This window comes from Mumia sp. zg.B21 (genome assembly GCF_019550855.1).
GTDB lineage: Bacteria > Actinomycetota > Actinomycetes > Propionibacteriales > Nocardioidaceae > Mumia.
On record NZ_JAHWCJ010000002.1, the window covers coordinates 451,672 to 477,285 of the forward strand.

Annotated in this window: 22 protein-coding genes, 2 tRNA genes and 1 other RNA gene; 14 read left to right on the forward strand and 11 right to left on the reverse strand. The window is 70.7% G+C overall.

Translation table 11 applies throughout. The features are described 5' to 3' along the window. Positions 1-13: 13 nt before the first annotated feature. Positions 14-2,200 (reverse strand): heparinase II/III family protein, encoded by a 2,187-nt coding sequence (locus KV100_RS10880; RefSeq protein ID WP_220343083.1) that lies wholly within the window; start codon positions 2,198-2,200, stop codon positions 14-16. Positions 2,201-2,282: 82 nt separating this feature from the next. Here KV100_RS10880 and KV100_RS10885 point away from each other — a divergent pair, with 82 nt between their 5' ends. From KV100_RS10885 to KV100_RS10895, 3 genes are all read left to right on the forward strand, one after another. Next, positions 2,283-3,455, forward strand: a complete 1,173-nt coding sequence (locus KV100_RS10885) for a CdaR family transcriptional regulator (RefSeq protein ID WP_220343084.1) — start codon at positions 2,283-2,285, stop codon at positions 3,453-3,455. A 107-nt stretch (positions 3,456-3,562) separates the two neighbouring features. Next, the gene (locus KV100_RS10890; protein ID WP_220343085.1) at positions 3,563-4,855 is read left to right on the forward strand and encodes an FAD-binding oxidoreductase; all 1,293 of its coding nucleotides are present in this window, start codon (positions 3,563-3,565) and stop codon (positions 4,853-4,855) included. 158 nt (positions 4,856-5,013) lie between these two features. Then, on the forward strand, positions 5,014-5,652 hold the full coding sequence (locus KV100_RS10895) for an ACT domain-containing protein (RefSeq protein ID WP_220343086.1): 639 nt from the start codon (positions 5,014-5,016) through the stop codon (positions 5,650-5,652). Positions 5,653-5,678: 26 nt separating this feature from the next. Here the strand turns inward: KV100_RS10895 and KV100_RS10900 are convergent, their stop codons facing one another. The 5 genes from KV100_RS10900 to upp form a co-directional block, all read right to left on the reverse strand. Then, positions 5,679-6,464 (reverse strand): hypothetical protein, encoded by a 786-nt coding sequence (locus KV100_RS10900; protein ID WP_220343087.1) that lies wholly within the window; start codon positions 6,462-6,464, stop codon positions 5,679-5,681. A gap of 6 nt (positions 6,465-6,470) precedes the next feature. Beyond that, a complete protein-coding gene (locus tag KV100_RS10905; protein WP_220343088.1) occupies positions 6,471-7,349 on the reverse strand; it encodes an SDR family oxidoreductase in 879 nt (292 codons plus the stop codon). 65 nt (positions 7,350-7,414) lie between these two features. Next, positions 7,415-8,806, reverse strand: coding sequence for a Re/Si-specific NAD(P)(+) transhydrogenase subunit beta (gene pntB, locus KV100_RS10910; RefSeq protein WP_220343089.1), 1,392 nt, complete (start codon positions 8,804-8,806; stop codon positions 7,415-7,417). Positions 8,807-8,813: 7 nt separating this feature from the next. Then, on the reverse strand, positions 8,814-10,364 hold the full coding sequence (locus KV100_RS10915; RefSeq protein ID WP_220343090.1) for a Re/Si-specific NAD(P)(+) transhydrogenase subunit alpha: 1,551 nt from the start codon (positions 10,362-10,364) through the stop codon (positions 8,814-8,816). 76 nt (positions 10,365-10,440) lie between these two features. Further along, the gene (upp, locus tag KV100_RS10920; RefSeq protein ID WP_220343091.1) at positions 10,441-11,079 is read right to left on the reverse strand and encodes a uracil phosphoribosyltransferase; all 639 of its coding nucleotides are present in this window, start codon (positions 11,077-11,079) and stop codon (positions 10,441-10,443) included. Between the two features lie 111 nt (positions 11,080-11,190). Between upp and KV100_RS10925 the strand changes: the two genes are divergently transcribed. The 3 genes from KV100_RS10925 to KV100_RS10935 all read left to right on the forward strand — a co-directional run bounded on the left by KV100_RS10925 (position 11,191) and on the right by KV100_RS10935 (position 12,271). Beyond that, positions 11,191-11,667, forward strand: a complete 477-nt coding sequence (locus tag KV100_RS10925; protein WP_220343092.1) for a tRNA adenosine deaminase-associated protein — start codon at positions 11,191-11,193, stop codon at positions 11,665-11,667. A 1-nt stretch (position 11,668) separates the two neighbouring features. Beyond that, positions 11,669-12,133 (forward strand): tRNA adenosine(34) deaminase TadA, encoded by a 465-nt coding sequence (gene tadA / locus KV100_RS10930; protein ID WP_308291415.1) that lies wholly within the window; start codon positions 11,669-11,671, stop codon positions 12,131-12,133. A gap of 50 nt (positions 12,134-12,183) precedes the next feature. Beyond that, positions 12,184-12,271 (forward strand) — tRNA-Ser (locus KV100_RS10935). A 111-nt stretch (positions 12,272-12,382) separates the two neighbouring features. Here KV100_RS10935 and KV100_RS10940 read toward each other — a convergent pair. Continuing rightward, complete coding sequence (locus tag KV100_RS10940) at positions 12,383-13,054, reverse strand: DUF4386 domain-containing protein (protein ID WP_220343093.1); 672 nt, start codon at positions 13,052-13,054, stop codon at positions 12,383-12,385. Between the two features lie 186 nt (positions 13,055-13,240). On the opposite strand from KV100_RS10940, the gene KV100_RS10945 reads away from it, so the two are divergent. The 3 genes from KV100_RS10945 to KV100_RS10955 all read left to right on the forward strand — a co-directional run bounded on the left by KV100_RS10945 (position 13,241) and on the right by KV100_RS10955 (position 16,802). After that, the gene (locus KV100_RS10945) at positions 13,241-13,870 is read left to right on the forward strand and encodes a TetR/AcrR family transcriptional regulator (protein ID WP_220343094.1); all 630 of its coding nucleotides are present in this window, start codon (positions 13,241-13,243) and stop codon (positions 13,868-13,870) included. A 236-nt stretch (positions 13,871-14,106) separates the two neighbouring features. Next, a complete protein-coding gene (locus KV100_RS10950; RefSeq protein ID WP_220343095.1) occupies positions 14,107-15,039 on the forward strand; it encodes a hypothetical protein in 933 nt (310 codons plus the stop codon). Continuing rightward, the gene (locus KV100_RS10955; RefSeq protein WP_220343096.1) at positions 15,039-16,802 is read left to right on the forward strand and encodes a GMC family oxidoreductase N-terminal domain-containing protein; all 1,764 of its coding nucleotides are present in this window, start codon (positions 15,039-15,041) and stop codon (positions 16,800-16,802) included. Before KV100_RS10950 ends, KV100_RS10955 begins: the two co-directional genes overlap by 1 nt. 9 nt (positions 16,803-16,811) lie before the next feature. Here the strand turns inward: KV100_RS10955 and KV100_RS10960 are convergent, their stop codons facing one another. Further along, complete coding sequence (locus tag KV100_RS10960) at positions 16,812-17,765, reverse strand: siderophore-interacting protein (protein WP_220343097.1); 954 nt, start codon at positions 17,763-17,765, stop codon at positions 16,812-16,814. A gap of 111 nt (positions 17,766-17,876) precedes the next feature. On the opposite strand from KV100_RS10960, the gene KV100_RS10965 reads away from it, so the two are divergent. Beyond that, positions 17,877-19,202: a S1 family peptidase gene (locus KV100_RS10965; protein ID WP_220343098.1), complete on the forward strand. Its 1,326-nt coding sequence runs from the start codon at positions 17,877-17,879 to the stop codon at positions 19,200-19,202. A gap of 20 nt (positions 19,203-19,222) precedes the next feature. Here KV100_RS10965 and KV100_RS10970 read toward each other — a convergent pair whose 3' ends face one another. Next, positions 19,223-19,759: a LytR C-terminal domain-containing protein gene (locus KV100_RS10970; RefSeq protein ID WP_255559786.1), complete on the reverse strand. Its 537-nt coding sequence runs from the start codon at positions 19,757-19,759 to the stop codon at positions 19,223-19,225. A gap of 2 nt (positions 19,760-19,761) precedes the next feature. After that, entirely contained in the window at positions 19,762-20,058 is a 297-nt protein-coding gene (locus tag KV100_RS10975) for a type II toxin-antitoxin system VapB family antitoxin (RefSeq protein WP_220343100.1), read from the reverse strand. A 117-nt stretch (positions 20,059-20,175) separates the two neighbouring features. Here KV100_RS10975 and KV100_RS10980 point away from each other — a divergent pair, with 117 nt between their 5' ends. Continuing rightward, a complete protein-coding gene (locus tag KV100_RS10980; RefSeq protein WP_220343101.1) occupies positions 20,176-22,302 on the forward strand; it encodes a DUF6351 family protein in 2,127 nt (708 codons plus the stop codon). A gap of 53 nt (positions 22,303-22,355) precedes the next feature. Here the strand turns inward: KV100_RS10980 and KV100_RS10985 are convergent. Further along, positions 22,356-22,443, reverse strand: a tRNA-Ser gene (locus KV100_RS10985). Positions 22,444-22,535: 92 nt separating this feature from the next. On the opposite strand from KV100_RS10985, the gene ffs reads away from it, so the two are divergent. The 3 genes from ffs (at position 22,536) to KV100_RS11000 (ending at position 25,614) form a co-directional block, all read left to right on the forward strand. Then, an RNA gene (ffs, locus tag KV100_RS10990) (signal recognition particle sRNA small type) lies at positions 22,536-22,632 on the forward strand. Between the two features lie 85 nt (positions 22,633-22,717). After that, positions 22,718-23,299 (forward strand): carboxymuconolactone decarboxylase family protein, encoded by a 582-nt coding sequence (locus KV100_RS10995; protein WP_220343102.1) that lies wholly within the window; start codon positions 22,718-22,720, stop codon positions 23,297-23,299. A gap of 326 nt (positions 23,300-23,625) precedes the next feature. Next, entirely contained in the window at positions 23,626-25,614 is a 1,989-nt protein-coding gene (locus KV100_RS11000; protein ID WP_220343714.1) for a DNA polymerase III subunit gamma and tau, read from the forward strand.

A 25,614-nucleotide genomic window follows, 5' to 3' on the forward strand; every position in this document is an offset into this window, starting at 1 on the left:
GGCGCGCCCGAGGCTAGCGCTTCTTCTTTTTCTTCTTCTTCAGGACCTTGACCGTCTGCGTGGTCGACACCGTCGACTTCCAGCCCTTGCTGCCGCTCTTGGCCCGCACGACCACGCGGTAGCGCTTGGTGCCCTTGGAAGTCATGCGGACCTTGGTGGACACCCGGCCGGTCTTGGAGGTGCGCAGCGTCTTGACCTTGCGCCACTTGCCCTTGCGCCACTGCTGCAGCACGACCTTCGCGCGCTTGGCGGGCAGACCGACCGAGGTGACGCGGGCCTTGAAGCGGACCTTCTGCCCGACCCGCACCTTGGCCTTCGAGCGGGAGAAGCTGACCTTGGCGGCCAACCGCGCGAACTCGTTGACCGACGTGACGACGGTGGCGGCGCGACCGTTGACGGAGACCTTGAGTGCCGTACGGCCGCCCACGGAGGTCCGGGCGAGACCCGGGTTGCCGCTGGCGGTGAGGACGGTGACGACGCGTGCCGTCCGACCCGTCGCCACGCTCACCGGCACCCGGACGACCGACCCGCGGGTCGAGCGGCCGTACGACTGACCGAGCGTGCCGGCGGTCGTGGTGGCCCCGGAGACGCGGGGTGCCCCCGTCGTCAGGAAGCGCGCGTTGCGGACGGCGCCCGTGGAGTCCGTCCCGGTGAGCGCGACGGCGCGTCCACCGACCCGGGCACCGACGCCCGACGGGAGAACCCACTGCTGCTGCACGGTGCCGGACGTCTTCGTCGCGCGGACGAGGTCCTCCACGACGACCGCGTCGATGCCGCGCAGGTAGTAGACGCACCGGGCCAGCTCGAAGCCGCTGCTGGAGAGGTAGCCCGGGTCGTAGACACAGGTGCGGTCGGTCGAGGCCGATGTCGCCGACGCCTGCACCCGGCCGTACACCGCACGGTTGGGAGTGCCCGGAGCGACGAGCGCACTGTGGGCCGTGCGCCGGATGATCGCCGAGCGCAGCCCCGAGCCGTTGTACGCGTACGGGCCGGGGTCGGCGATCCACGAGACCCCGTCGGCGTACATCGTCATCGCGGTCGTGTCGGCGTGACGGTGCGACGGGAGGGCGTAGCGGTCGGCCGTACGGACGGAGTAGAACGTCGAGGAGGTGTCGACGCCCGGGACCCAGCCGGACCGGCCGAACGCGTAGCCGCCGGCGTAGCGGCGATAGGTGGCGCTCGGCTTGCGGCCCGCCTTGCCCGAGGTGCGGACCCACTCGGCCTCGGACGTCCCGCTGAAGACACCCGACGGGATCTTCTGGAGGTGGGTGTCGCCGATGGTCTCGAGGTAGCGGTCGGGCCGGCTCGCCTGCGCATAGAACGAGCCGCGGGCGTTGAGCATCGTCGCGACCTTCGACGCCGACGACGTCGCGCCGTACAGCGTGAAGACGTTGACGGCGCGGTGCATGATCGTGCCGAGATAGAGGCCGTAGCCCGGCGCGCCCTCGAGGTCGGAGCCATCAGCGTGCGCGAGGCGCTGGGCGACGTTGACCGTCTGGTCGCGCAGCCTGACGCGCTGCGCCTCGGTGCCGGCCTGTCGAGCCCCGGCGTAGGCCGCGAGCTTGAGGTTCATCATCGTGTTGTTGCCAGAGGTGCCGTAGGCGAGTGCCTTCGGCAGCTCGGCCTTCAGCTGCTTGCCCGCCCAGGCGCGGTGCGTCGCCGACGCCGCGAGTCTGCTCATGCAGACGAAGGTGCCGATGCGGAAGCCGAGGTATTGCGGGTGGTTCTGCCAGTAGGTGCGCTTCTTGACCGGGTTGTCGCGGACCCAGTCGACCATCAGTGCAGTGAACCGGGCCTGCATCGCCGCACCCTCGGCGTCGCCGAGGCCCAGGCCGGTCTTGAGCAGCGGCAACGCCCAGTGCAGCGAGTGGATGTAGCGGTCGCCGGCCAGGTCGAGCCCGGCCTGCGGCTTCCACGAGGGGTTGGCGGCGAGGGTCATGGTGCCGTACTGGCCCATGTCGACGCGGCCGTTCATGATCGCTCGCGCGCGGTCGAGGTCGGCGCGCGTCAGGGAGCCGAGCGTGTGCATGTTCTCGCACACCCCGTCGTAGCCCGCGGCGGCGGCCGCTGGGCTCGGCGCGGCGACGGCTTGGACGGCGACGACGCCGGAGACGCTCAGCGCCGCGGCGACGGCGACGCCGGTGAGTCGGCGAACCACGGGCGTACGGCGGCGCGGGGCGATGCTGCGGGGGAAAGGCATAGGCCAGCCATAGTTGCAGACCGGGGGGTCGCCCGGAAGTCATCTCGAGCCGGTATCCGGCGAGACCCCGTACATTTCCCGCATGGACCTGCGTGACGACGATCTGACGTCGCTGGCGAACTCGCTGGCCGAGCTCGTCGGAGCACCGATCACGATCGAGGACCCCCAGGCGAACGTCCTGGCCTACTCCCAGAGCCTGGACGCCGACCGCTCGCAGGCCGTCGACGACGCCCGCATCACCACGATCCTCGGCCGCCAGGTGCCCCCGCACTACCGCACGCTGCTCGACGAGGCAGGCGTCTACAGCCAGATCTCGCGGTCCCAGGACGTCGTCACCGTGGACCTTCCCGGCTCCGGCATGACGCAGCGGGCGATCGTGGCCGTGCGTGACGAGACGGGCACGCTGCTCGGGTCGGTCTGGGCGGCCGTACCCGCCGGGCTGACCAAGGTGCAGCGGCAGGCGCTGCTCGACGGCGCGCCGGTCGTCGCGCGCGGGCTGGTCCGCCAGCGGGAGCGCGCCGACTCCTCCCGCCGCCGCACCGTCGAGGTCGTCGAGGCGCTGCTGCGCGGGGGCGACGACGCCGCGCGTGCGGCGGACTCGGCCGGGCTCCGCTCGCCCTGCACCGTGGTCGTGCTCGCGTCGGACCGGCCCGACGACGTGGTCCCCGCCCACCGGGCGGGAGCGTTCGTCCTCCACCTCGCCGCCGTGGCGCCGAGCGCCGCTGCCGCCCAGGTGGACGGTGTGGTCTACGCCGTGGTCGCCGGCGACGAAGCAGCGGCCGCGCGGCTGGCCCGCGACTTCCTCGCCCGCTCTCACGGCCCTCTCGTGGTCGGCGTCGGGCGTACGGTGGGGTCCCCCGAGGCGATCGACCTCTCGGCCCGTGACGCCGACGGCGTCGTCCGCGTCCTACGTCGCCGCGGTCGTACGGGCGCCGTCGAGACCGTACGGAGCACCCTCACCGACGTCGTCGCGATGCGTGCCGCGGACGCCTTCGCCGGCTACGAGGACTTCAGTCCTCTCACGGCCCTGGAGCGCTTCGACGCCGAGCAACACGCCGACCTGTTGTCGAGCGCGCGCGCCTACCTCGCCCACGGCGGCGACGTCGGTGCGGCAGCGGCGTCGCTGCACGTGCATCCCAACACCCTCCGCAACCGGCTCCGCCGCGCCTCCCAGGCGGTCGGTGTCGACGTCGACGACCCCGACACCCGGCTCCTGCTGGCACTCCACGTCAAGCTGCGCGAGCTCGACGCCTGAGGCCGCGCGGTCGCGGGCGTGACGGGTGTGCGATCGCACACCGGTGCCTCGCCGATCGTGGCCGAACGCACAGCCCGCGGGACGCCATACCGTCCGACCATGAGGGGATGAGCACACCGGGCAGCGCCGCGAGCGCGTCGAGCACCCCGCAGCACGTCGTCGTCGCCGGGGCAGGCATGGTCGGTCTGTCGACGGCGTGGTTCCTCCAGGAGCGCGGCGTCCAGGTCACCGTCGTCGACCGGGCGGGCGTCGCGGCCGGCTCGTCGTGGGGGAATGCCGGGTGGATCTCCCCCGCGCTCACGCTGCCGCTGCCCGAGCCCGCGGTCCTCTCGTACGGTCTGAAGGCGATGCTCAGCCCGTCCTCTCCGGTCTACGTGCCGCTGACGGCCGACCCCAAGCTGCTGCGCTTCCTCGTCGGCTTCGCGCGCAACTGCACCCCGAAGCGGTGGCGCTCGGCGATGGCGGTCTTCGCGGCCCTCAACCGCGACGCGCTCGGCGCCTACGACGTGCTGGGCGACGGCGGTGTCGCCGGCCACGCGGTGGACGAGCCGATCCAGGACGCCGACCCGTTCCTCGCGGGGTTCAGCTCCGTGGAGAACCGCACGACGCTCGTCGAGGAGCTGGCCCATGTCGTCTCCTCGGGCGGCTCGGTGGACTACGACCTGCTGAGCGGTGAGGAGATCCGCTCGCTCGAGCCGACCCTCGGCGACGGCGTACGCGCCGGTGTCCGGATGCTGGGGCAGCGATACGTCAACCCGCCGGCGTACGTCGCGTCCCTGGCGGAGTCGGTGGTGGCCCGCGGCGGCGAGATCCGCGCCGGGTTCGACGTGAAGGACGTGCTCGACCTCGGACCGCGCGGGGTGGAGGTGCTCGCGCGCACCGGTGAGCGGCTGCGCGCCGACGCCGTCGTCCTGGCGACCGGGACCTGGCTCGGCGACCTCGCCCGGGCGTACGGGGTGAAGCGCGTCGTCCAGGCCGGTCGTGGCTACAGCTTCACCGTCGTCCCCGAGCAGATGCCCAAGAACCCGATCTACTTCCCGGTCGAGCGCGTCGCGTGCACATCGCTCGGTGATCGCCTGCGCGTGGCGGGGACGATGGAGTTCCGCGACCCCGACGCCCCGTTGGAGCCGGCGCGGATCGAGGCGATCGTGGCGTCGGCGCGGCCGATGTTCACCGGCGTCGACTGGGACGCACGGCAGGAGGAGTGGGTCGGCTCGCGCCCGTGCACGACCGACGGGCTGCCGCTGGTCGGAGCGACGCGCTCGCCGCGTGTCCACGTCGCCGGGGGCCACGGAATGTGGGGCATCGCCCTCGGGCCGCTCACCGGGCGGATGGTGGCGGACGCGATGACGGGCCGCCAGGCGCCTGCGTACGCGCGTCACCTCGACCCTCTGCGCTGAGGTATCTCATCTCCTGCTGACATTTCGGTCGAATCAGGTCGAGGGCTCCAGGCGGCCGTTCTGAGTCGGTATGCTCGGCCCGGAGCACCTGCCGTGGTCACCGTCGACCGCGTACGCGTCCGGTCCCGGCGCGATCGGCTGAACGGAGGATTCGACCCATGGCGTTTCTGCTGCGCATCGAACTTCCTGACGTCCCCGGGTCGCTCGGTGCCGTCGCCAGCGCACTCGGCGAGGCGGGAGCCGACATCCACGCGATCGAGATCGTGGAGCACCGCGGCGACGGCAAGGCCGTCGACGACGTGCTCTTGGAGCTGCCGGTGACGACGATGCCCGACCAGCTCATCACCGCGTGCCACCGGCTCGACGGCGTACGCGTCCAGTGGATCTCGCGCTACAACGCCGGGGCCAACCTCTCGATGGACCTCGAGGCTGTCGAGGCGTTCACCGCCGAGCCGGCGCGTGCCCTGGAGAGCCTGGTCGACCGGGTGCCCGAGACCTTCCGCTCGGACTGGGCTCTGCTGCTCGCCCTCGGTCCGGACGGCCAGCAGGTCATCCACGCGACCGCGACCGCACCTGAGCGGGTCCCCGACGTCGAGAAGTGGTTCACGCTCGAGCAGGCCCAGCGGCTCGCCCACGTCCCCGACTGGGGCTCGATGGTGCTCGCCGGCGCCCCGGTGCCTCAGCGCGACGCGGTGGTCGTCTTCGGCCGCCACGGTGGTCCGCCCGTGCTCGACTCCGAGCTGGCCCGGCTCGGGCACATCGTGGCCCTCGCGGCGTCCGTGGCCGCCGCGCTCTGACCGCCAGCTCGAGCCGGGCGCCGACGTCAGACGCAGCCGAGCCGCTCGACGACCCGGGGCCAGCGCTCGACCCGTTCACCGCTCCCGACGTAGGCCCAGGCGCCGTCGGCGGAGAGCCACAGGTGGTCGCTTCCACGACGGAAGCCGGTGTCCCTGGCGTCGGGAGGGAGCGCGACCGATGAGGCGTAGGGCCCTGCGAAGAAGTCGGCGAGGCTGGCATCGGGCTCCCGGACGTACTCGGCCTTGCCGAGCTTGAGGAAGGTCATGTGCTCCCAGGCGCAATGCTCCGCTCCCGCGTACGAGGTGATCCGGCGGGTCGACACCCGGCCGGTGGCGTCGGACCACACCTGGACCCCCGCCGCCTCGGCCACATCCTCGGGAAGCTCGGCGTAGTCGCAGCGCGCCCAGGACTCGACGTACCACCCCTTCTCGCCGGAGGCCTCGCCGTCGCGGGCGATCACGGCCTGGCGTACGCGGCCGTCGGCAGTGAAGGTGAACAGCGTGCGGGGACCGTCCGCTCGAACCACCCGGTAGCCGTCGCGGACCCCGTCGAGCTGCCGCTCGTCGAAGGCCGTACGCAGCGCCTCCTCCGCATCGTCGCTGAGCGCGCCGTCGTCGTGCTCGTCCGGATAGCCGTTGCCGCCCTCCGCGGTCCCGTCGCACTCCACGACCTGGTGCGCAGCACCCTGCCGCCCTTCGACAGCGAGCGGTCCTTCGTACGTCCCGGTTACGAGGTCCTGACCGCATGCGGTGCAAGCCAGCATCAGGAGTGCAGCAGCGAGGGCAGGAGAGAGCAGGCGGTGACGGCGCACGGCGTCCTACTTCGCATCGGTCACCGGGACGTGCGCCGAGTGGCTGCGGCCGAGCGCCGCGACCTCGCGCTCCATCTGCGGCACCGTCCTCTTGACGAGGCGCTTGGCGATCGGCTCGGCGACCGCTGAGGAGAAGAGGGGCTTGGTGAGGTTGGCGACCAGGACCCCCTTGGGGACGTAGACCCGGCGCTTCTTCTTCTCCAGCCCGTGCGTGACCGCCTCGACGCACTCCTCCAGCGACGTCGTGCCGTTGGCCGGCCACGGGAGCCGTCCGCGGATCGCCTTGAACGACGGGAGGTCGTCCTCCGCCCCGCGGACGATGTCGGTGTCGATCCACGAGGGGTGGCAGACGCCGACCTTCACGCCGTGGACCCACATCTCCTGGCGGTACGCGAGGGCGAGGGCCTCGACGCCCGCCTTGCTCGCGTTGTACGGCGCCAGGCCCGCGAGCGGTGTGAATGCCGCCAGCGAGGAGACGACGAGGACGTATCCCTTCGTGGCGATCACGTGCGGAGCTGCCGCGCGGAGCGTCCGGAAGACGCCGTTGAGGTTCACGTCCACCACCCGCTCGAACGCGCCGGGATCGATCTGGCGCACCGTGCCGTACGCGGCGATGCCGGCGTTGGCGACCACGTGGTCGATGCGGCCGAAGCGGTCCGCGGCGGCATCGACGGCGGACTGGACCGCGTCCGTGTCACGGACGTCGGCCTCCCACCAGTCGGCGGCGTCACCCAGCTCGGCGGCGAGGGACTTCAGCTCGTCCGGCTCGAGGCCGAGGAGCGCGACGCGACCTCCACGACGGACGTACTCGCGGGCGACACCTGCGCCGATGCCGCGTGCGGCACCGGTGACGACGGCAACCTTGCCGGTGAAGGATGAGGGCATGGCCGTCAAGATACCGTCGGTATCCCGCCATTCGCCACCCTCGATGTCACATGGTGGAGGTCAGGTCAGGTGGCGAGTGCCCGGAGGATGTCCTCGACCCGCTCCTTGGCGTCCCCGAACAGCATCTGGGTGTTGTCGCGGAAGAACAGCGGGTTCTGGACGCCCGCGTAGCCCGCCGCCATCGACCGCTTGAACACGATGACGTTCTCGACCTCCCACACCCGCAGCACCGGCATCCCGGCGAGCGGGCTCGTGGGGTCCTCGGCTGCGGCGGGGTTCACCGTGTCGTTGGCGCCGATCACCAGCACCACCGACGTCTCGGCGAAGTCGTCGTTGATCTCGTCCATCTCGAGCACGATGTCGTACGGGACCTTGGCCTCGGCGAGCAGCACGTTCATGTGCCCGGGGAGGCGGCCGGCGACCGGGTGCACGCCGAAGCGGACCTCGATGCCGCGGTCGCGCAGCCTGCGGACGAGGTCGGCGACCGGGTACTGCGCCTGAGCCACCGCCATCCCGTACCCGGGGGTGATGACGACCGACCGCGCGTTCTTGAGGAGCTCGGCAGCATCGGCGGCGGTGATCTCGCGGTGATCGCCGTAGTCGGTCGCGTCACTGGTCGCGGCCTCGATGCCGAAACCGCCGGCGATGACGGAGAGGAACGAGCGGTTCATCGCCTGGCACATGATGTAGGACAGGTAGGCACCCGACGACCCGACGAGCGCGCCGGTCACGATCAGCAGGTCGTTGTTGAGCAGGAAGCCTGACGCTGCCGCGGCCCAGCCCGAGTAGCTGTTGAGCATCGACACGACGACGGGCATGTCGCCACCGCCGATCGAGGCCACGAGGTGCCAGCCGAGCGCCAGCGCGACGACGGTGACGAGGATCAGCAGCGTGAGGTTCGGGGAGATGACGAACCAGACCGTCAGGATCACGAAGACGACGAGCGCGCCGATGTTGATGAGGTTCTTGCCCGGCAGCATCAGCGGCGCCGACCGCATCTTCGCCGACAGCTTGAGGTTGGCGACGATCGAGCCGGTGAAGGTCACGGCGCCGATGAAGATGCCGATGAAGATCTCGGCGTGGTGGATGTCGGCCAGCGAGCCGGTCAGGTGGTTCGGCGCCAGGTAGCCGTTCCAGCCCACCAGCACCGCGGCGAGGCCGACGAAGGAGTGCAGGAGCGCGATCAGCTCGGGCATCTGCGTCATCGCGACGCTCCGCGCCCGCCACAGTCCCAGCGCGGCGCCGATCGCGACGGCCACGAGCAACAGCGCGATCGCGTCGGCGTCGGCGACGTCGGCGACGAGCACGAACGTCGCCACGAGCGCGATCCCCATGCCGGCGATCCCGTACCAGACACCGTTGCGTGACGTCTCGTGCTTGGACAGCCCGGCCAGGGACAGGATGAACAGCAGCGACGCGACGATGTACGCCGCGGTGGCAGCACTCTGTGCGGTCATGGCGGCGTCAGTCCTTCGAGAACATGCTGAGCATGCGACGGGTCACGGCGAAGCCGCCGAAGACGTTGATGGAGGCCAGGAGGATCGCGATGAACGAGAGGACACGGATCACCGTGGCGTTGTCGGCCCCGTCGTCGACCGAGATCTGCAGCATCGCGCCGACGACGATGATGCCGCTGATCGCGTTGGTCACCGACATCAGCGGCGTGTGCAGGGCGTGGTGCACCTTGCCGATCACGTAGTAGCCGACGACGACCGCGAGCGTGAGCACCGTGATGTGCTCCGGCAGCGGCGCGGGCGCGAAGGCGTTGACGAGGAAGAGCGCGAGGATCCCGGTGCCGATGAGGCCCCACGTGACGGCAGGCTTGGCCGGCGCCTTGGCCTTGGTCGCGGGTACGGGAACGGGTGCAGCGGCTGCCGGGGGCGCCGCCGAGACGGCGACCGGGGGTGGCGGCCACGTCTTCTCGCCGTCTCGGACCACGGTGACCGTGCGCTGGACGACGTCGTCGAAGTCGAGGACGAGCTCTCCGTCCTTGGCCGGCGTGAGCAGCTTGAGCAGGTTGACGAGGTTGGTGCCGTACAGCTGGGAGGCCTGCGTCGGGAGGCGCCCGGCGAGGTCGGTGTAGCCGAGGATCGTCACCCCGTTGTCGGTGACGACCTTCTCCCCCGCGACGGAGCCGGCCACGTTGCCGCCCTGGCCGGCGGCCATGTCGACGATGACGCTGCCCGGCTTCATGCTCGCCACGTCGGCCTCGGTCAGCAGCCGCGGTGCGGCACGCCCGGGGATCAGCGCGGTCGTGATGACGATGTCGACGTCGAGGACCTGCTCGGAGTAGATCTCGGCGGCGCGGCGGTCGTAGTCCTCGCTGGTCGCCTTGGCGTAGCCGTCGGTGGACGCCTCCTGCTGCTCGACGTCGACCGGGAGGTACTCGCCGCCGATCGACCTGACCTGGTCGGCGACCTCAGGGCGCGGGTCCGTGGCGCGGACGATCGCGCCGAGACTGCTCGCCGCGCCGATCGCTGCCAGTCCCGCGACCCCGGCGCCTGCGACCAGCACCTTGGCCGGGGGGACCTTGCCGGCGGCCGTGACCTGGCCGGTGAAGAACCGCCCGAACTCGTGCGCCGCCTCGACGACGGCCCGGTAGCCGGCGATGTTGGCCATCGACGACAGGACGTCCATCGACTGGGCGCGGGAGATGCGCGGCACCGCGTCCATCGCCAGCACGGTCAGGTGACGCTGTGTCAGCTCGTCGACGAGGCTCTCGTTCAGCGCCGGGGACAGCAGGCTGATGAGGGTCGCGTGGTCGGCAAGGAGGCCGATCTCGTCCGGCGAGGGGGCGTTGATCTTGAGCACGAGGTCGGACCGCCACGCCTCGTCGCGGGGCACGACCGAGGCGCCGGCCTCGACGTAGGCCTCGTCGGAAAAGCTGGACGCCTCGCCTGCGCCGGACTCGACCACGACGTCATAACCCAGCTTGATCAGCTGCGTCACGGTCGCCGGGGTCCCGGCGACACGGGTCTCGCCCGGCGAGGTCTCTTTGACCACGCCGATCTTCATTCGGGAGACGTTATCGGCAGCGACTGGCGCCGACCAGAGGGTGAGACGTGCGTCTCATTGCGCGGAGGTTAACGCCTCACGCGACGCCGTACAGCCGGTCACCGGCGTCCCCGAGACCCGGCACGATGTATCCCACGTCGTTGAGCTTCTCGTCCACCGCGGCGACCACCAGCGACACCGGCACCTCGACGTCGGCGAGGTCGTTCTCGACACGGGCAATGCCCTCGGGCACGGCCAGCAGGCAGATCGCGGTGATCGCCGTGCACCCTCGACCGACGAGGAACGCGATCGCCGCCGAGAGGGTGCCGCCGGTGGCGAGCATCGGGTCCAGCACGTACGCCTGGCGGCCGGTCAGGTCGTCGGGCAACCGCTCGGCGTACGTCGCGGGCTCGAGGGTCGTCTCGTTGCGGATCATCCCGAGGAAGCCGACCTCGGCCGTCGGGAGCAGGCGCTGCATGCCGTCGAGCATGCCGAGGCCGGCGCGCAGGATCGGCACGATGAGCGGCTTCGGCGGCGCGAGGCGTACGCCCTCGGCCGGCGACACCGGGGTCTGCACGAGGACCGGCTCGACCCGGACGTCGCGGGTGGCCTCGTACGTCAGAAGCGTGACGAGCTCGTCGGTCAACCGCCGGAAGGTCGGGGAGTCGGTCCTCGAGTCGCGGAGCGTGGTGAGCTTGTGGGCCACCAGCGGGTGGTCGACGACGTGGATGTCCATGCGGCGAACCTTACCGAGCGACGATCTGCCGGCGACTCCCCTACACGAGGGTGTGATCGTCTGCCATCCTGCGGGTACGTGCACGACGACGAGCGTCAAGGGGGTGTGGCCGTGGAGGACGATCTGCAGGGCGAGGTCGATGTCGCGGTCGCCGCCTACCGTGACGAGGGCGGCTGGCAGCTGACCCGCCTCCCCGCCGGTGTCACCGGAGACATCGAGGAGGTCGAGCGGGCGCTGCGCCCGTTCCCTTCGGAGTGCGGTGTGATCGGCATGGTCGCCGTCGACGAGGACTTCTTCGTGCTCGTGCGCGTCTGGGGCCGCAGCACGCTCCTTCTCCTGTCCGACATCACCGCCGTCGACGAGTGGCCGCTCGCCAGCTCCGTCGCCGACGAGCTCGACCTCCCCGACCCGGAGGACGACGACGAGCCGCAGCCTGCCGGTGACATGGAGATCCTGGCCGACCTGGGTGTGAGCGCGATCGATCTCGCCGTGATGCTCGACGATCCGGACGCGTACCCGGACGAGGTGCTCGGCGACATCGCCGAACGGCTCGGGTTCGGCGACGCCTACCAGGCGCTCGCCGGCTGACGTGTCGTCCCCGCTCGTCCACGACGACGCCCTGATGGGCAGGGCGCTCGACCTGGCGTCACGCGCTCTCGAGACCGCCGACGTCCCGGTCGGGGCGCTCGTCGTCGACGCTGACGGAGCCGTCCTGGGCGAGGGCTGGAACGCGCGGGAGCGCGACGGCGACCCGACGGCGCACGCCGAGGTGATCGCGCTACGGGCCGCGGCGGCCGCGCGGGGCGAGTGGCGACTCGACGGCTGCACCCTCGTCGTCACGCTCGAACCCTGCACGATGTGCGCGGGTGCGCTCGTCCTCGCTCGCGTCGCCCGCCTCGTGTTCGGGGCGTACGACGACAAGGCGGGCGCGGTCGGTTCGTTGTGGGACGTCGTCCGGGACCGGCGGCTCAACCATCGCCCTGAGGTCCGCGGAGGGGTGCGTGCCGAGGAGGCGCGGGCCCAGTTGCTGGCCTTCTTTGCTGGGCACCGCTGAGCCCTGACCCGGTTCCGGAGGCGGGCGGCAGGTCCGGTAATCTCTTCTGCGGTGGCGTGTCCGAGCGGCCGAAGGTGCAACACTCGAAATGTTGTGTAGGGCAACCTACCGTGGGTTCAAATCCCACCGCCACCGCCATGACGAGCCCCGTCCGGGATCCCCGGGCGGGGCTCGCTGTCGTACGCCCTCTCTCCCTGCGGCCGATTCGGTGAGGAGATCGGGTTCCGATCGCGGAAACCCCCGATCTCCTCACCGAATCGCGGGGTGGATCGCGCCGGTGGGGCGGGATTGTGGCGCGTGCACCGTACGGAATCCCTTGATCAGCAGCCAGGCCGGTAGGAAGACCAGCTCGAACAGGCCGCCGGGAACGACGAGGAGAAGGCCCGGCCCTGCACCCATATCGAGCACCCCGAGGAGGTCGAGGGGCACGCCGACCGTCAGTGCGACGTAGCCCACGAGCCCGAGGAGCGCGATGGCTCGCGGAACCAGCCCGGAAACGAGCAGCAGGTACGTGAGGACGATGCCGCCGAGACCAGTGGGGACGTAGATCCACAGCATGTGGTTGGGCACCACCTCCGACTGGGCCAGAAGATAGATGCCACAGGCAGCGGACACCGAGAACTCGGCGATTCTGAGGACGGGATACCACACAGCCAGGTGCGGGTTCACGTCCTTCAGGACCGGATACATGAGCAGGCCGATCGCGATCACCGCGAGGCCAGAACCCATCATCAGGAGCACCCCGAGGGTCATCTGATCTCGGTCCACGGCGCCGTCGACGAATGCCTCTGTCAACGAGGTGCCGACCATGGCCATGACCATCTGGGCGACGAAGAGGATGCCGACCGTGGTTGCGATCCTCCTCCTGGATCCGGCATGCCGCCCGGTCGGTGCCGGCCTGGCGGTTGTTGTTGTGCTCATCGTGCTCATCGTGTGGCCTTTCGTCGGGCCGAAGGAGTCCGAGAACCTAACGGCGTTAGATTGAGTCTTTACGCTAACCTGACGCTGTTAGATTGTCTATGGTCGGGTGCGCGACGACGTACCGGATCGCCGCGAGAGGTGGACACAGTGGGTCGCAGGCCAGCCGAGGTGGCGAACAGGGCCCCCGTGAACCGCGAGCGCGCGCTGAGCGCCGCGCTCGCCGTGGCGGACTCCGAAGGGATCGAAGCGGTCACCATGCGCCGACTTGCCCGTGAGCTGGGGATCGAGGCGGCCTCGCTCTACCACCACGTGCACGGCAAGGAGGAGATACTCGACGGACTGGTCGAGGCGATCTCTAGCAAGATCGAGCTTCCGCAGCCGACCGCGGACTGGCGCCGGTCCATCAGACAGCGCGCCCACCAGACCCGCGCGACCCTGAGGGAGCACCCGTGGGCGGTGAGCATGATGGCTTCGCGGACGAGCCCGGGCCCAGCCACGCTGCGCGTGCTCGAGACCGGCATCCGGTGCTTCCGCGAGGGCGGGTTCTCGGTGGTCTTGGCGGCGCATGCGATTTCGACAGTGGACAGCTACGTGCACGGGTTCGTGCTCGAAGAGGTCAACTTGCCTTTCCATGACGAGTCTCAGCTGGCAGCCATGACCGGGGCCATCATGGAGGAGTTTCCCGCCTCAGAGTTCCCTTACCTCTTCGAGCTGACCCGCGAGCACGTCCTGCAGCCGGGTTATGACTACGGCAAGGAGTTCGACTCGGGCCTGGAGATCGTGCTCGACGGAATCGCTGCTTCGCTGCAGCAGTAAGGGCGCAGGGCTGCTCGCGCTCGCTTGTCGTACGCCCTCTCCTGCACCTGCGGCCGATTCGGTGAGGAGATCGGGTTCCGACCGCGAACTTCCCCGATCTCCTCACCGAATCGCCGGGTGGGGTGGCTGGGGGGGAGGCGCCAGGGTGCGTACCGCGGCGCAACTCGGAGTTGCTATCTGTGTTACATCTCGTGGCAGGTGGGAAACGTGCGGCCAGTCCTCGAGAGGAGACCCCCGTGCCCGCACCGACTTTCGACAACCACCCCCGACCCATCGAGACCGACTGGGGCCGCCGTGCGTTCCTGGCCAGAGCCGGCGTGCTCGGCCTCGCCGCCGCGGCTCCACCCGCACTCTTCGCCGCACCGGCCCGTGCCGCCACCACCGACGACGCCCTCGAAGCCCTCCTGGCCTGGCTGCGCCCGCAGCTCCAGCGCCTGTCGGCCGACACCTTCGGAGGGGTCGCGGCGTTCTGCTATCCCGGCCCCGACGCCTTCTCGCTCCGTCAGCTCGAGGTCCGTCGCGAGGCCGGGGGCATCGCCACCCGCACGCCGCAGTTCCTGATGGACACCCTCGACGGCTACATCCCGCTCCCCGACTCGATCGTCGTCCCGCTGCTCACCGACGGGACGCGGCAGCTCGGCGCCCTGCCGAGGCCCCTGCCGTACGTGGTCACCCGGGCAGGGCTGAGGCGGGCCCAGCGCCTCGACGAGGCGCTCACGATCGTGCTCGAGAACGACGAGCACCTGCCCGCCTCCATCGTGGTGGCGTTGCTGCTCAACGTCACCGCGGCCGTCCTGGTCCCGGCGTCGCTGCTGCGGTTGGGCTTCAACTCGCCGTTCGCGCGGTTGCGGTACGCCGAGAAGGCCCGCGTCTTCGCCGACCTGGAGAGCGACGAGCCGACGGTGGTGAAGGTGCTCCGCCCGATCGTGGGCGACTTCCTCGCCGACGAGCTGCGGGGCCTGGTCCACTACCTCGCGATGGCGCTCCTCGCGCTGCCGTCCGACGGCATGTACAGCGAGCAGTCGGCGTACGACCGCGCCACCAAGCGGCTCGTCCGCCGCCCGATCGGGTGGGACCAGACGAACTACCTGCCAGGCAGGACCACACCGCCCGACGGGCACGCCGAGCTCCTCGGCTACTACCAGGGCCGGACGGAGGTGGAGGGCTGATGCGCGACGTCATCGTGGTCGGCGCCGGAGGCGGCGGACCGGTCGTGGCCGCCGAGCTCGCCGCACGCGGGCTCGACGTGCTGCTCCTCGAGGGCGGCTCCTCGCACGCGCAACCTGAGCGGGAGTGGACCCACTTCGAGAACGACGCCTTCAACCCCAAGGACGGCTACTTCCGCGTCGGACCCGCAGACCGCGACCGGCCTGCCTGGATCCGCGACCAACCTCAGAACTCCTACCTCTGGAACGTCACCGGCGTCGGTGGGACGACGCTGCACTACTACGGCAACAGCCCTCGGGCCTACCGTGGCGCCTTCGCCGGGTACGACGGCGCGGACCGCGACGCGTACGACACCGATCACCTGTTCCCCTTCCCGTACGAGGAGCTGGTGCCCTACTACGAGTGGGTCGAGGCGACGCTTCCCGTCCAGACGGCGCCGATGGGCCGCAAGGAGCGGGTGTTCTTCGACGGGTGCGAGGCCCTCGGGCTGCCCGTCCAGACGACGAAGGACACCCACGGCATCGCGTTCCGACCCCAGGAGAACGCCATCCTCCAGCCGCAGGGGACGGCAGGCCGGACCTCGGACTCCTCGTTGCTCGTCTATCCGCAGGCGCAGGGCTGCACCTTCTGCGGGTTCTGCGCGCAGGGGTGCCGGTCACCGCTCAAGGCCCCGCGCAACCAGTTCGCGAAGCGCTCCACCGACAACAGCTATGTCCCGATGGCGGTGACGGCCTCGGCGTGGGCTGCGGCGGGCCGTGACGCCGAGCTCGTCACCGACGCCTTCGTCACCCAGGTCCACACCGAGGAGCGCGGCGGGCGCACCGTCGCTACGGGCGTGACATACCGGACCGACAACGACACGGAGACCGTCCGGGAGGACGCCGCCGTGGTCGTCCTCGCCGGGGGGTGTGTCGAGACGCCGCGGCTCTGGCTGGGGTCAGGACTGCCGAACCCGAACGGCTGGGTGGGTCGGGGTCTGACCGACCACTACCTCGACTGGGTGGTCGGGACGTTCGACCGCGACACCGGCGCGTCGCGCGGTCCGGCCTCGGCGGCACGGGCGGAGTTCCCCGGGTACGGCTGCCTCGAGCAGGGTGGGCTTCCGCCGGCGCTCCAGGCGTTCAGCATGAGCCACAGCGGGAGCGGGATCCGCGAGATGTACGACCTCGGCCGAGGCAAGCGCGGAGCGTGGGACGGCGTCTCCGGACGGCTCCAGGGCTCGGAGCTGAAGGACGTGATGCTCAACGGCATCGACCGTCTTCTCAGCGTCCTCGTCATCACCGCCGACGACGTGGAGCCGGACAACCGCGTACGGCTCTCGCCGCTGTATCCGCGCGACGAGCACGGCGCGCCCGCCCGGGTGGAGATGGACTTCACGAGACGCTCCGCCGACACCGTGCGGCGGCGCAACTTCCTCGCCAACCGGGCGGCCGAGGTCCTGCGCGCAGCGGGGGCACGCAAGGTCTACCGGATCGACTGGGCGCCGCTCATCCTCCACACGCAGTCGTCGATGAGGATGGGCGCCGACCCGGCCACGTCGGTCGTCGGGCCGACGGGTGAGGCCAGGGCGGTGGAGCGCCTCTTCGTCGCCGACAACTCGGTGCTGGCGAACTCCCTCGGCGGACCGAACCCCACCTTGACCACGCAGGCGATCGGGACGCGCACGGCCGAGCAGATCTTTGCCACGTACTTCGACGGCGACCCGTGGGTGGGAGCGGAGGCGCCGGTGCCGTCGACCGATCCGCGGATCAGCGCGGCGCTGTGATCCTCACGGTCACATCTCCGGGCGACCGTCGCGCCAGTAGCCCATGAATGCCACCGACCGGCGGTCCACGCCGCGCTCGCTCACCAGGAACCGTCGAAGCGTCTTGATCACCGACGCCTCGCCGGCCAGCCAGGCGTAGAGATCGCCGGTCGGGGGCAGGGGCATGCCCTGGTCGTCGAGCGCGACCTCCCACACGAGCTCGTCGCCGACCACCTCGTCGAGGGCGACGTCACCCGCCTCGCCGTCACCGGCCTCGCCCTCGGCCGGTGCGGGGATCCCCAGCATCGCCGAGGCGCACCGTCGGACCGCGGGGACGAGCCGTTGGCCGTGGCGGCCCCCCTCGCGCGCGATCCAGGTCAGCGAGACGCCTGCGGGTCGGGCGAGGTCGGTGATGTCGTCCGCGTACGGAACCTCGAGGATGACGTGGCCGCGACGGTCGCTCGGCAGGTCCTCCAGGATCCGGGAGATCGCGGGGACCGCCGTCTCGTCGCCCACGATCAGCACGGGTCGGTCGGCGCTCGGGACGGCGAACTCCAGTCCGCCGTGCGGACCGGGGTGGGCGGCGTTCGGGCCCATCAGCACGGCGGGCGTGCCCGGTCGGCACGTCGCGGCGAAGCGGCCGGCCGGTCCGGTCGCGCCGTGCAGCACCACGTCGACGTCGACCTCGCGGAGCGCGGGACGCGACGCGCGGACGGTGTACGTACGGATCGGGTTGCGGTGCTCGTCGGGGAGGCTCCGCCACCGGTCGTACCAGTCAGGTGCGGACGGGACGTGCTCGTAGCCGCCGGTCGTATCCGGGAGCAGCAGCTTAATGCGCTGGTCGAAACCGTTCGCCGACATCGCGTCGAGGTCGTCCCCCCGGAAGGTGATGCGGACGAACGAGCGCGAGAGGCGGACCGTGCGAGCCACGGTGACGTCGAAGAACCGCCAAGGCTGGACGGCCTTCTCGATGGTGATGGTCACCGTGGCTCCTCCTGAGTGGCTTAGAGGTAAGGCTAACCAAAGAACCTTGAAGCGGTCCAGACGAAGAGCCACTAGCCTCCTGGTACGAGCCATGCGACGAAGGAGCCCATCATGCCGACTCCACGCCAGCCCATCACCGCCATCGCAGCCCTGGTCCTCGCGATCGGGCTCCTCACTGCCGCAGGGGGTGCCGCTCAGGGCGACGACGCTGCACTCACCCCTGACAAGCGGGCCCTCGTCGCCGAGGCCGAAGCAGTCGAAGACGCAGCCGCAGCATCTGACCAGCCGCCTGCTCTGGCCTACGACGGTCCCATCGCGACCTCGCTGCAGCGCGCCGTCGCCGACCGCGTGACGGAGCTGCTCACCCCGCAGGGTGACAAGCCTGCCGACGGAGTCCCCGTGAGCCTCGATGCCGGAGTGATCGGCGTGACGGGGAGCCCGACGGCCGGCTACACCCTCGTCGTGACGCGGGGCACCGACGGCGCGGCACTGGTGAACCGCCTCACCTCTGGTCTCTCGGCCACCGCACGCCGTCTCCTCACCGTGCGGACGTCGGAGCGCACGGCGCAGGAGCTGCGCGACGCCTGGGTCGGCGTCACGGCGCAGCAGTGGCGCACGGCCGACGCCGCGCCGACCGCGGGCTACTCCATGGATCTCGATCCCGAGCTCGAAGCGGTCGTCGTCGACGTTGCCGCCGCGCCGCCACGAGAGGCCGCACGGCTCGATCGGCAGGCAGCGCCGGTCGAAGGAGTCGGCGCGGGAGCGGTGGTGGTCCGCTACACCGGCAGTGCGGCCCGAGCGTCGCGCACCTCCGACACCTCGCCGCACTGGGGAGGCGCTCGCATCACCAGCCCCTCCAAGGTCTGCTCGTCGGGTTTCACCGTGCGCAGCAAGTCCTCGAGCACGCGCTACTCGGTCACCGCCGGACACTGCGGCGCGAACGGGACCTCGTGGTACTCCGGGTCGTACTACTTCGGGCAGATCGCCGGGCGGAGCAACTACCCCGCCTACGACCAGGCTCGCCTGGCCGGCTCCACGTACACGAACTCGATCTACACAGACGGGCTCGACAACTTCAACGTCCGTACGGTCACGGGGGCCAATGACGGCGCGGTCGGCGACAACGTGTGTGCGTCGGGTGCGGTGACGAAGTCGGTGTGTGGGATCGAGATCAAGAGCCTGTCCGCCTCGTACTGCGACGATCCGGCCAAGCCGGCCACGTGCAGCACCTACCTGATGCGGGGCCGACGGAGCGACGACCGGGTCATCGCCCGTCTGGGAGACAGCGGCGGTCCGGTCTACCAGCGCAACACGACGCAGTCGCGGGCCTCCATCCGGGCGATGGTGGTCGCGTACGACATGAGCGGGGTCCGGATGTACGCCGAGCGCTACAACTCGATCTCGAACCACCTCGGGGTGATCGCGGTCACGAGCTGACCCGACAGGGGAGAGCCCGGTCAGGCGCCAGGGTCGACGGCCAGCGTGGGCACGCAGATGGTCACGCGGTTCTTGGCCTTGAGCGCCATGACCGGGTTCTTTTTCAGTCCCTTGAACTTCTTGCCGATGTAGACCTCGACGGTGGCGTCGTCCTCAGGGGTGCCCTTCGTGTACTGCACCTTGCCCTTGAACTGCGCTCCGACCAGGCGGGCGTCGACCCGCTTGGGCTCTGGGGCGACGACCCGGACGTTGGCGATGCTCGTGCCCTCCGGTGCGTTGCCGACAGTCCCGGGGAGGAAGCCGATGCCCTGGAGGTTGAGCGCCGTGCGGTTCGCCATGCCGGAGAGGCCGCCGGCGTTGAGCACGTTGACCAGGACCTGGTTGGGCGCGATCTGCTCGCCGGGCTCCAGCACGCGGTTGCGGCAGGCGGTCGTCGCGTCGGCGTCTGGCAGCTCGGGCGCCTTGGCAAACAGGAGCTGGACACCGGTGTAGGTGCCGCCGATCAGGATGGCGCTCAGCACCGACATCGTGAGGAACGTGCGCAGCCCGCGGGTCATGGTCACCGGTCCATCGCGTAGATACGGGCATGCATGACCTGGCGTTGCTGCAGCGCCGCGCGGAGGGCACGGTGCAGCCCGTCCTCGAGGTAGAGCTCGCCCTGCCAGCTGACGACGTGCGGGAACAGGTCGCCGAAGAACGTGGAGTCGTCGTCGAGGAGGCTGGCGAGGTCGAGCTGGCGCTTGACCGTCGTGAGCGTGTCGAGCCGGACCTGCTGGGGCGGCAGTTTTGCCCACTGGCTCTGGGTCAGTCCGTGGTCAGGGTACGGCCGCCCCTCGCCCACTCCTCTGAAGATCACCCCTGCAGTGTAGTCAGGCGATCTGGACGTGACGGACGTCACACACTAGCGTCGTCCCGCGGGATGCCGACGCCCGCTCCGGCAGGCGCCGGTTCCCTGTGGTGAGAGGCGTTGCTCATGAGGTTGAGGCGTTCGACGTTCATGGCTCCGACGCTCGGGTTGCTGGTCTCGGGACTCGTGCTGACGGCCCCGTCGCCGGCCAGCGGATCCCTGGAGGCGCACGGCTCTCCCGGTTCCCACGGCGGGGGCAAGGGCCGCCTCGCGGTCGAGACGGTCTCCAACCCGCGAGCCGACCTCGTCAGCGGTGGCGACGTCCTCGTCCGGGTCACCGGAGCCGCCGCCGACGCGCGGGTGACGCTGCTGGTGAACGGCCGGCGTACGAAGACCTCGCTCGTCGCGCAAGCCGACGGCAGCCGCACCGGTCTCGTGACCGGGCTGCGCAAGGGACGCAACGTCGTCACCGTCCACCGCGGCTGGTCGATGGCCGCCGAGGTCGTCACCAACCACGACCTCACGGGTCCCCTCCTGTCGGGGCCGCAGCAGAAGCCGTTCTACTGCGAGACCGAGGCGTACGGCCTCGCGCCGGCGCAGCAGCCCGACTGCGAGGCTCCGACCAAGGTCACCTACCAGTACCGGTCCGGGAGCAGCTTCAAGCCGCTCGCCGACCCGAGCCAGGTCCCCGCCGACGCGGCAACCGTGACCGTCGGCGGCAGGACCGTCCCGTTCGTGGTGCGGCTCGAGACCGGCACGATCAACCGGGCGGTCTACCAGGTCGCCGGAATCTACGACGGCACCGACCCGTCGCCGACGGCACCCGAGTCGACCTGGAACGACCGGATCGTCTACACCTTCGGGGGCGGCTGCAACGGCGGCTACCACCAGGGTGCGGCCACCGGCGGCGTCCTCGATGCCACGATGCTGGCCAAGGGCTACGTGGTCGCGTCGTCGTCCCTCAACGTCCTCGACAACAACTGCAGCCCGATCATCTCGGCCGAGACGGCGATGATGGTCAAGGAGCACGTCGTCGAGACGTACGGCGTCCCGGTGCACACGATCGGGTGGGGTGGCTCGGGCGGGGCGATCCAGCAGTACACGATCGCGGAGACCTACCCCGGGATCGTCGACGGCATCATCCCGAGCATCAGCTTCCCCGACGTCGTCAGCACCAACGGCGTCAACGCCGACTGCCGCCTCCTGCAGCGCTTCTACGCCGGCGAGGGCGCGTCGTGGACCCCGGAGCAGAAGCGTGCCGTGACCGGGTTCCTCAACGCGAGCAGCTGCCAGTCGTGGGACGTGGCGTTCGGGAACCGGCTCACCGCCACGGACTCGTGCCCGCCGATCATCCCGGTCGAGGCTCGCTGGGATCCCGTCACCAACCCCGACGGCATCCGGTGTGCGGCCATGGAGCAGTTCGTCAACCAGGTCGGACGGGACCCGCGCACCGGCTTCGCGCGCAGCCCGCTCGACAACATCGGCCAGCAGTACGGGCTCGAGGCGCTGAGGTCCGGCGCGATCGATGCGGAGCAGTTCGTCACGCTCAACGAGCGCATCGGCGGCTACGACCCGGCCGGCGCCGTGGTCCCCGAACGCAGCCGCGCCGACCTGCGGGCGGTCCGGGCGTCGTACCGGTACGGCATGCTCAACACGGCGTCCCGCGGTCTCGCGGAGACGCCGATCATCGATCTCCGCACGTACGCCGACGTGGCGGGCGTCCCTGCCAACTTCCACACCGCCGAGTGGTCCTTCGTGATGCGCGAGCGGTTGCGCAAGGCCAACGGTGACGCGGACAACCAGGTGATCGTGGCGTACCTGCCGGTGCCGGAGCTGGCCGCGGCGGCCTCGGCGCAGGCGCTGCAGTCGATGGAGAACTGGCTGACGGCGATCGGTGGCGACGACCGTCGGGGGTCGAAGGCTGCCAAGGTCGTGCGCAACAAGCCCGCCGCCCTCACCGACTCCTGCTGGCTGCCCGACGGTCGCCTCGTGCCGACCGACTGGGAGGCGGGTGGCGATGCGTGCAGCTCCGTCTACCGGATCGGCTCCAACCCGCGTCAGGTTGCCGGGCAGCCCATGACCCAGGACATCGTGGCCTGCGCGCTGCGGCCGATCCGCTGGTCGGACTACGGCGTCGCGTTCACGTCCGCGCAGCGGTCGCGGATGCGGGCAGCCTTCCCCGACGGCGTGTGCGACTACACCAAGAAGTCTCGCGGCTGGGCCCCGGCGGCTCGTCCGTGGCAGAGGTTCTGAGGCCGACGTGCACGAAGGCCCGGGCCGCAGCGCGGTCCGGGCCTTCGTCGGTGTGGCGGAGGATAGGGGATTCGAACCCCTGAGGGCGTTAACCCAACACGCTTTCCAAGCGTGCGCACTAGGCCACTATGCGAATCCTCCGCGAGCAGGTTACCTGTTGGGTCGGGCCGGGCCGAAATCAGGGGGAGGGGATGCCCCGCTTCCGCGTGCTTGAGCGGTCTCGGTACGATGACTGAAGTCCCTCGCGCGGCGGTATCTCGCCCAACTCCCCCAGGGCCGGAAGGCAGCAAGGGTAAGTGAGCTCTATCGGGTGCGCGAGGGACCTTTTCATGTCCGGACGCAGGAGCTCGGGAGGGAACCGCGCGGGACGTGCAAGCCGGTGCTCGGTGCTCGGCACGGAGGGCATGCTGGGCTGATGTTCCTCGACGAGCCTCCGCACGACGACCCGGTGCGCGCCCTCTACGACGCCGACCTCGAGTCCGACGGGTACGTCAACAACCTGACCCGTCTGTGGGCGTGGCGGCCCGACGTGAACGACGCGGCCACGGCAGCACGCGCGGCCGTCAGCCGCGACAGTGCCTTGACCGACGAGGACCGCGCCGTGCTCGTCGCGGCGACCGCGGCGGCGCGCCACGACTCGTACTGTGCCCTCGCCTGGGGCCGTCGGCTGGCGAGCCTGGCCGGTACGGCGACGGCGGCCGGCGTGCTCAGTGGCGCCGTCGACGCACTCGCACCGCGGACCCGTGCCCTCGCGGCATGGGCCACTGTCGTGGTCCAGGACCCGAACGCGACGACCGCGGAGGACGTCGCGCGGTTGCGCGCCGTCGGGCTGGGCGACCGCGAGATCTTCGAGGCGACGGCCTTCGTCGCACAACGGCTCGCCTTCTCGACCGTCAACGACGCGCTGGGTGCGGAGCCTGACCGACAGCTCGTCGTCGGTGCGCCCGAGGAGGTCGTCGCTGCGGTCGCGTACGGACGGCCGGTCGCCGCCGAGTAGCCCGTCCAAGCCCCTTGCCGCCTGTGGGGAAAATGTGGATAACGGCCGCGATCTGTGGATGGTGAAGCACGTTCTGTGTACGACCCTCTGGACGACGCGAAAAGGTCGAAGTTCTCTTCTCTGGACCCTTGCACGGTGTCCGGATCGCACGGTAGGACAGTGCAGGTGCGCCTCGGGCGCCATGCGTAGATGCAAACCCCCGGAAGGCCCCGCGACGCCGATGCGCGTGTCGCGGGGCCTTGCGCATCGCACGGCGATCACGGTGCACACGACAGGGCGGTTCGGACGTCAGGGACGATCGTTAGGGTTGACGCGTGGACGAACCCATGGCCTTGTACCGGCGCTATCGCCCGGAGACGTTCGCCGAGGTGATCGGCCAGTCGCACGTGACCGACCCGCTGCGGCACGCGCTCGCCAACAACCGCGTCAACCACGCCTACCTCTTCTCCGGCCCCCGCGGCTGCGGCAAGACGACGAGTGCGCGCATCCTCGCCCGCGCGCTCAACTGCGAGAAGGCCCCGGTCGCCGACCCGTGCGGCGAGTGCCAGAGCTGCCGCGACCTCGCGCGCGGAGGCCCGGGGAGCCTCGACGTCATCGAGATCGACGCCGCCAGCCACGGTGGCGTCGACGACGCCCGCGACCTGCGCGAGCGGGCGTTCTTCGCTCCCGTCAACAGCCGCTACAAGGTCTACATCATCGACGAGGCCCACATGGTCTCGAGCCAGGGCTTCAACGCCCTGCTCAAGCTCGTCGAGGAGCCACCTCCGCACCTGAAGTTCATCTTCGCGACGACCGAGCCCGAGAAGGTCATCGGCACGATCAGGTCCCGGACCCACCACTACCCGTTCCGGCTGGTGCCGCCCAAGACCCTCACCTCCTACCTCGAGGAGCTCGGCCGTACGGAGGGCGTTCCGCTCGAGGCGACGGCGCTTCCGCTGATCGTGCGCGCCGGCGGCGGATCCGTCCGCGACACCCTCAGCGTGCTCGACCAGCTCATCGCCGGGGCGTCCGACGACGGGGTCACGTACGACCTCGCCGCGTCGCTGCTCGGCTACACGCCCGACTCGCTCCTCGACGAGGTCATCGACGCGTTCGCGGCGGGCGACGGCGGCGCGGTGTTCGCGGCCGTCGACAAGGTCGTGGAGACCGGGCAGGACCCGCGCCGGTTCGCCGAGGACCTCCTCCAACGGCTGCGTGACCTGGTGATCGTGGCCAACGTGCCCGACGCCATCGGCATGGGCCTCATCGACATCGCAGGCGACCGTGGCGAGCGCATCGAGAACCAGGCCGCGCGGTTCGGCCGCGCCGACCTGACCCGTGCCGCCGACGTCGTCAGCGCCGGCCTGACCGAGCTGCGGGGTGCGACCGCCCCGCGTCTCCTGCTCGAGCTGATGTGCGCCCGCATCCTCCTGCCGGGCGCTGACGCCACACCTGACGGCGTGCAGGCCCGCCTCGACCGGATCGAGCGGCGCCTGTCGATCGTGGGAGACGGTCCGCCACCGGTCGAGCGTGCCGCGCAGGCTCCCGCGTCCACTCCGACTCCCGCGTCCACTCCGACTCCCGCGCCCACTCCGACTCCGACAAGGACTCCGGCGCCGGCGCCTGCACCCACCGAGGCCGCGAGGCCGGCGGCTCCCGCGCCGGCGGTCGAGGAGGCACCTCCCGCGGACGCCGAGCACACCGAGCCCGCACCGCCCGGCACGCCCGGAGTGGCCGACGTACGCCGCCTGTGGCCCGACATCCTCGACAAGGTGCGCGTCATTCGGCGCTTCACCTGGGTGATGCTCAGCCAGAACGCCCAGGTCCACTCGCTCGAGGGCACCACGCTCACCATCGGGCTCGTCAACAGCGGCGCACGGGACTCGTTCGCCCGCAGCGGCTCCGACGCGATCCTCGTCCAGGCGCTCGTCGACGTGCTCGGAGGCACGTGGCGCGTCGAGGCGATCGTCGACCCCAGCGCCGGAGGCGGGGACGCTCCGGCGCGAGCCGGGTCGACGCCGCGCGGCCCTGACGAGTCCGCGGCGCCCCCGACGGGCTCGACCGGCTCCGCTCCTCAGGCTGCCGCGGCACCGGCGATGCCGGAGCCCTCACCCGCCCCGCCGACGGCTCCGCCGCCTCGTGAGCGCGCGAGCGTGGACGCCATCGCGGCCGCGCGAGCCAGCCTGCGTGACGACTCGACGCGCCCCGAGGCCTACGACCCCGACCTCCATGCCAAGGTCGACGACCCCGCGATGGAGAACGACGGCCTCTCCCACGAGGAGCTCCTCAGCAGAACGCTCGGGGCCCAGGTCATCAGCGAGATCCCGCACGACTGA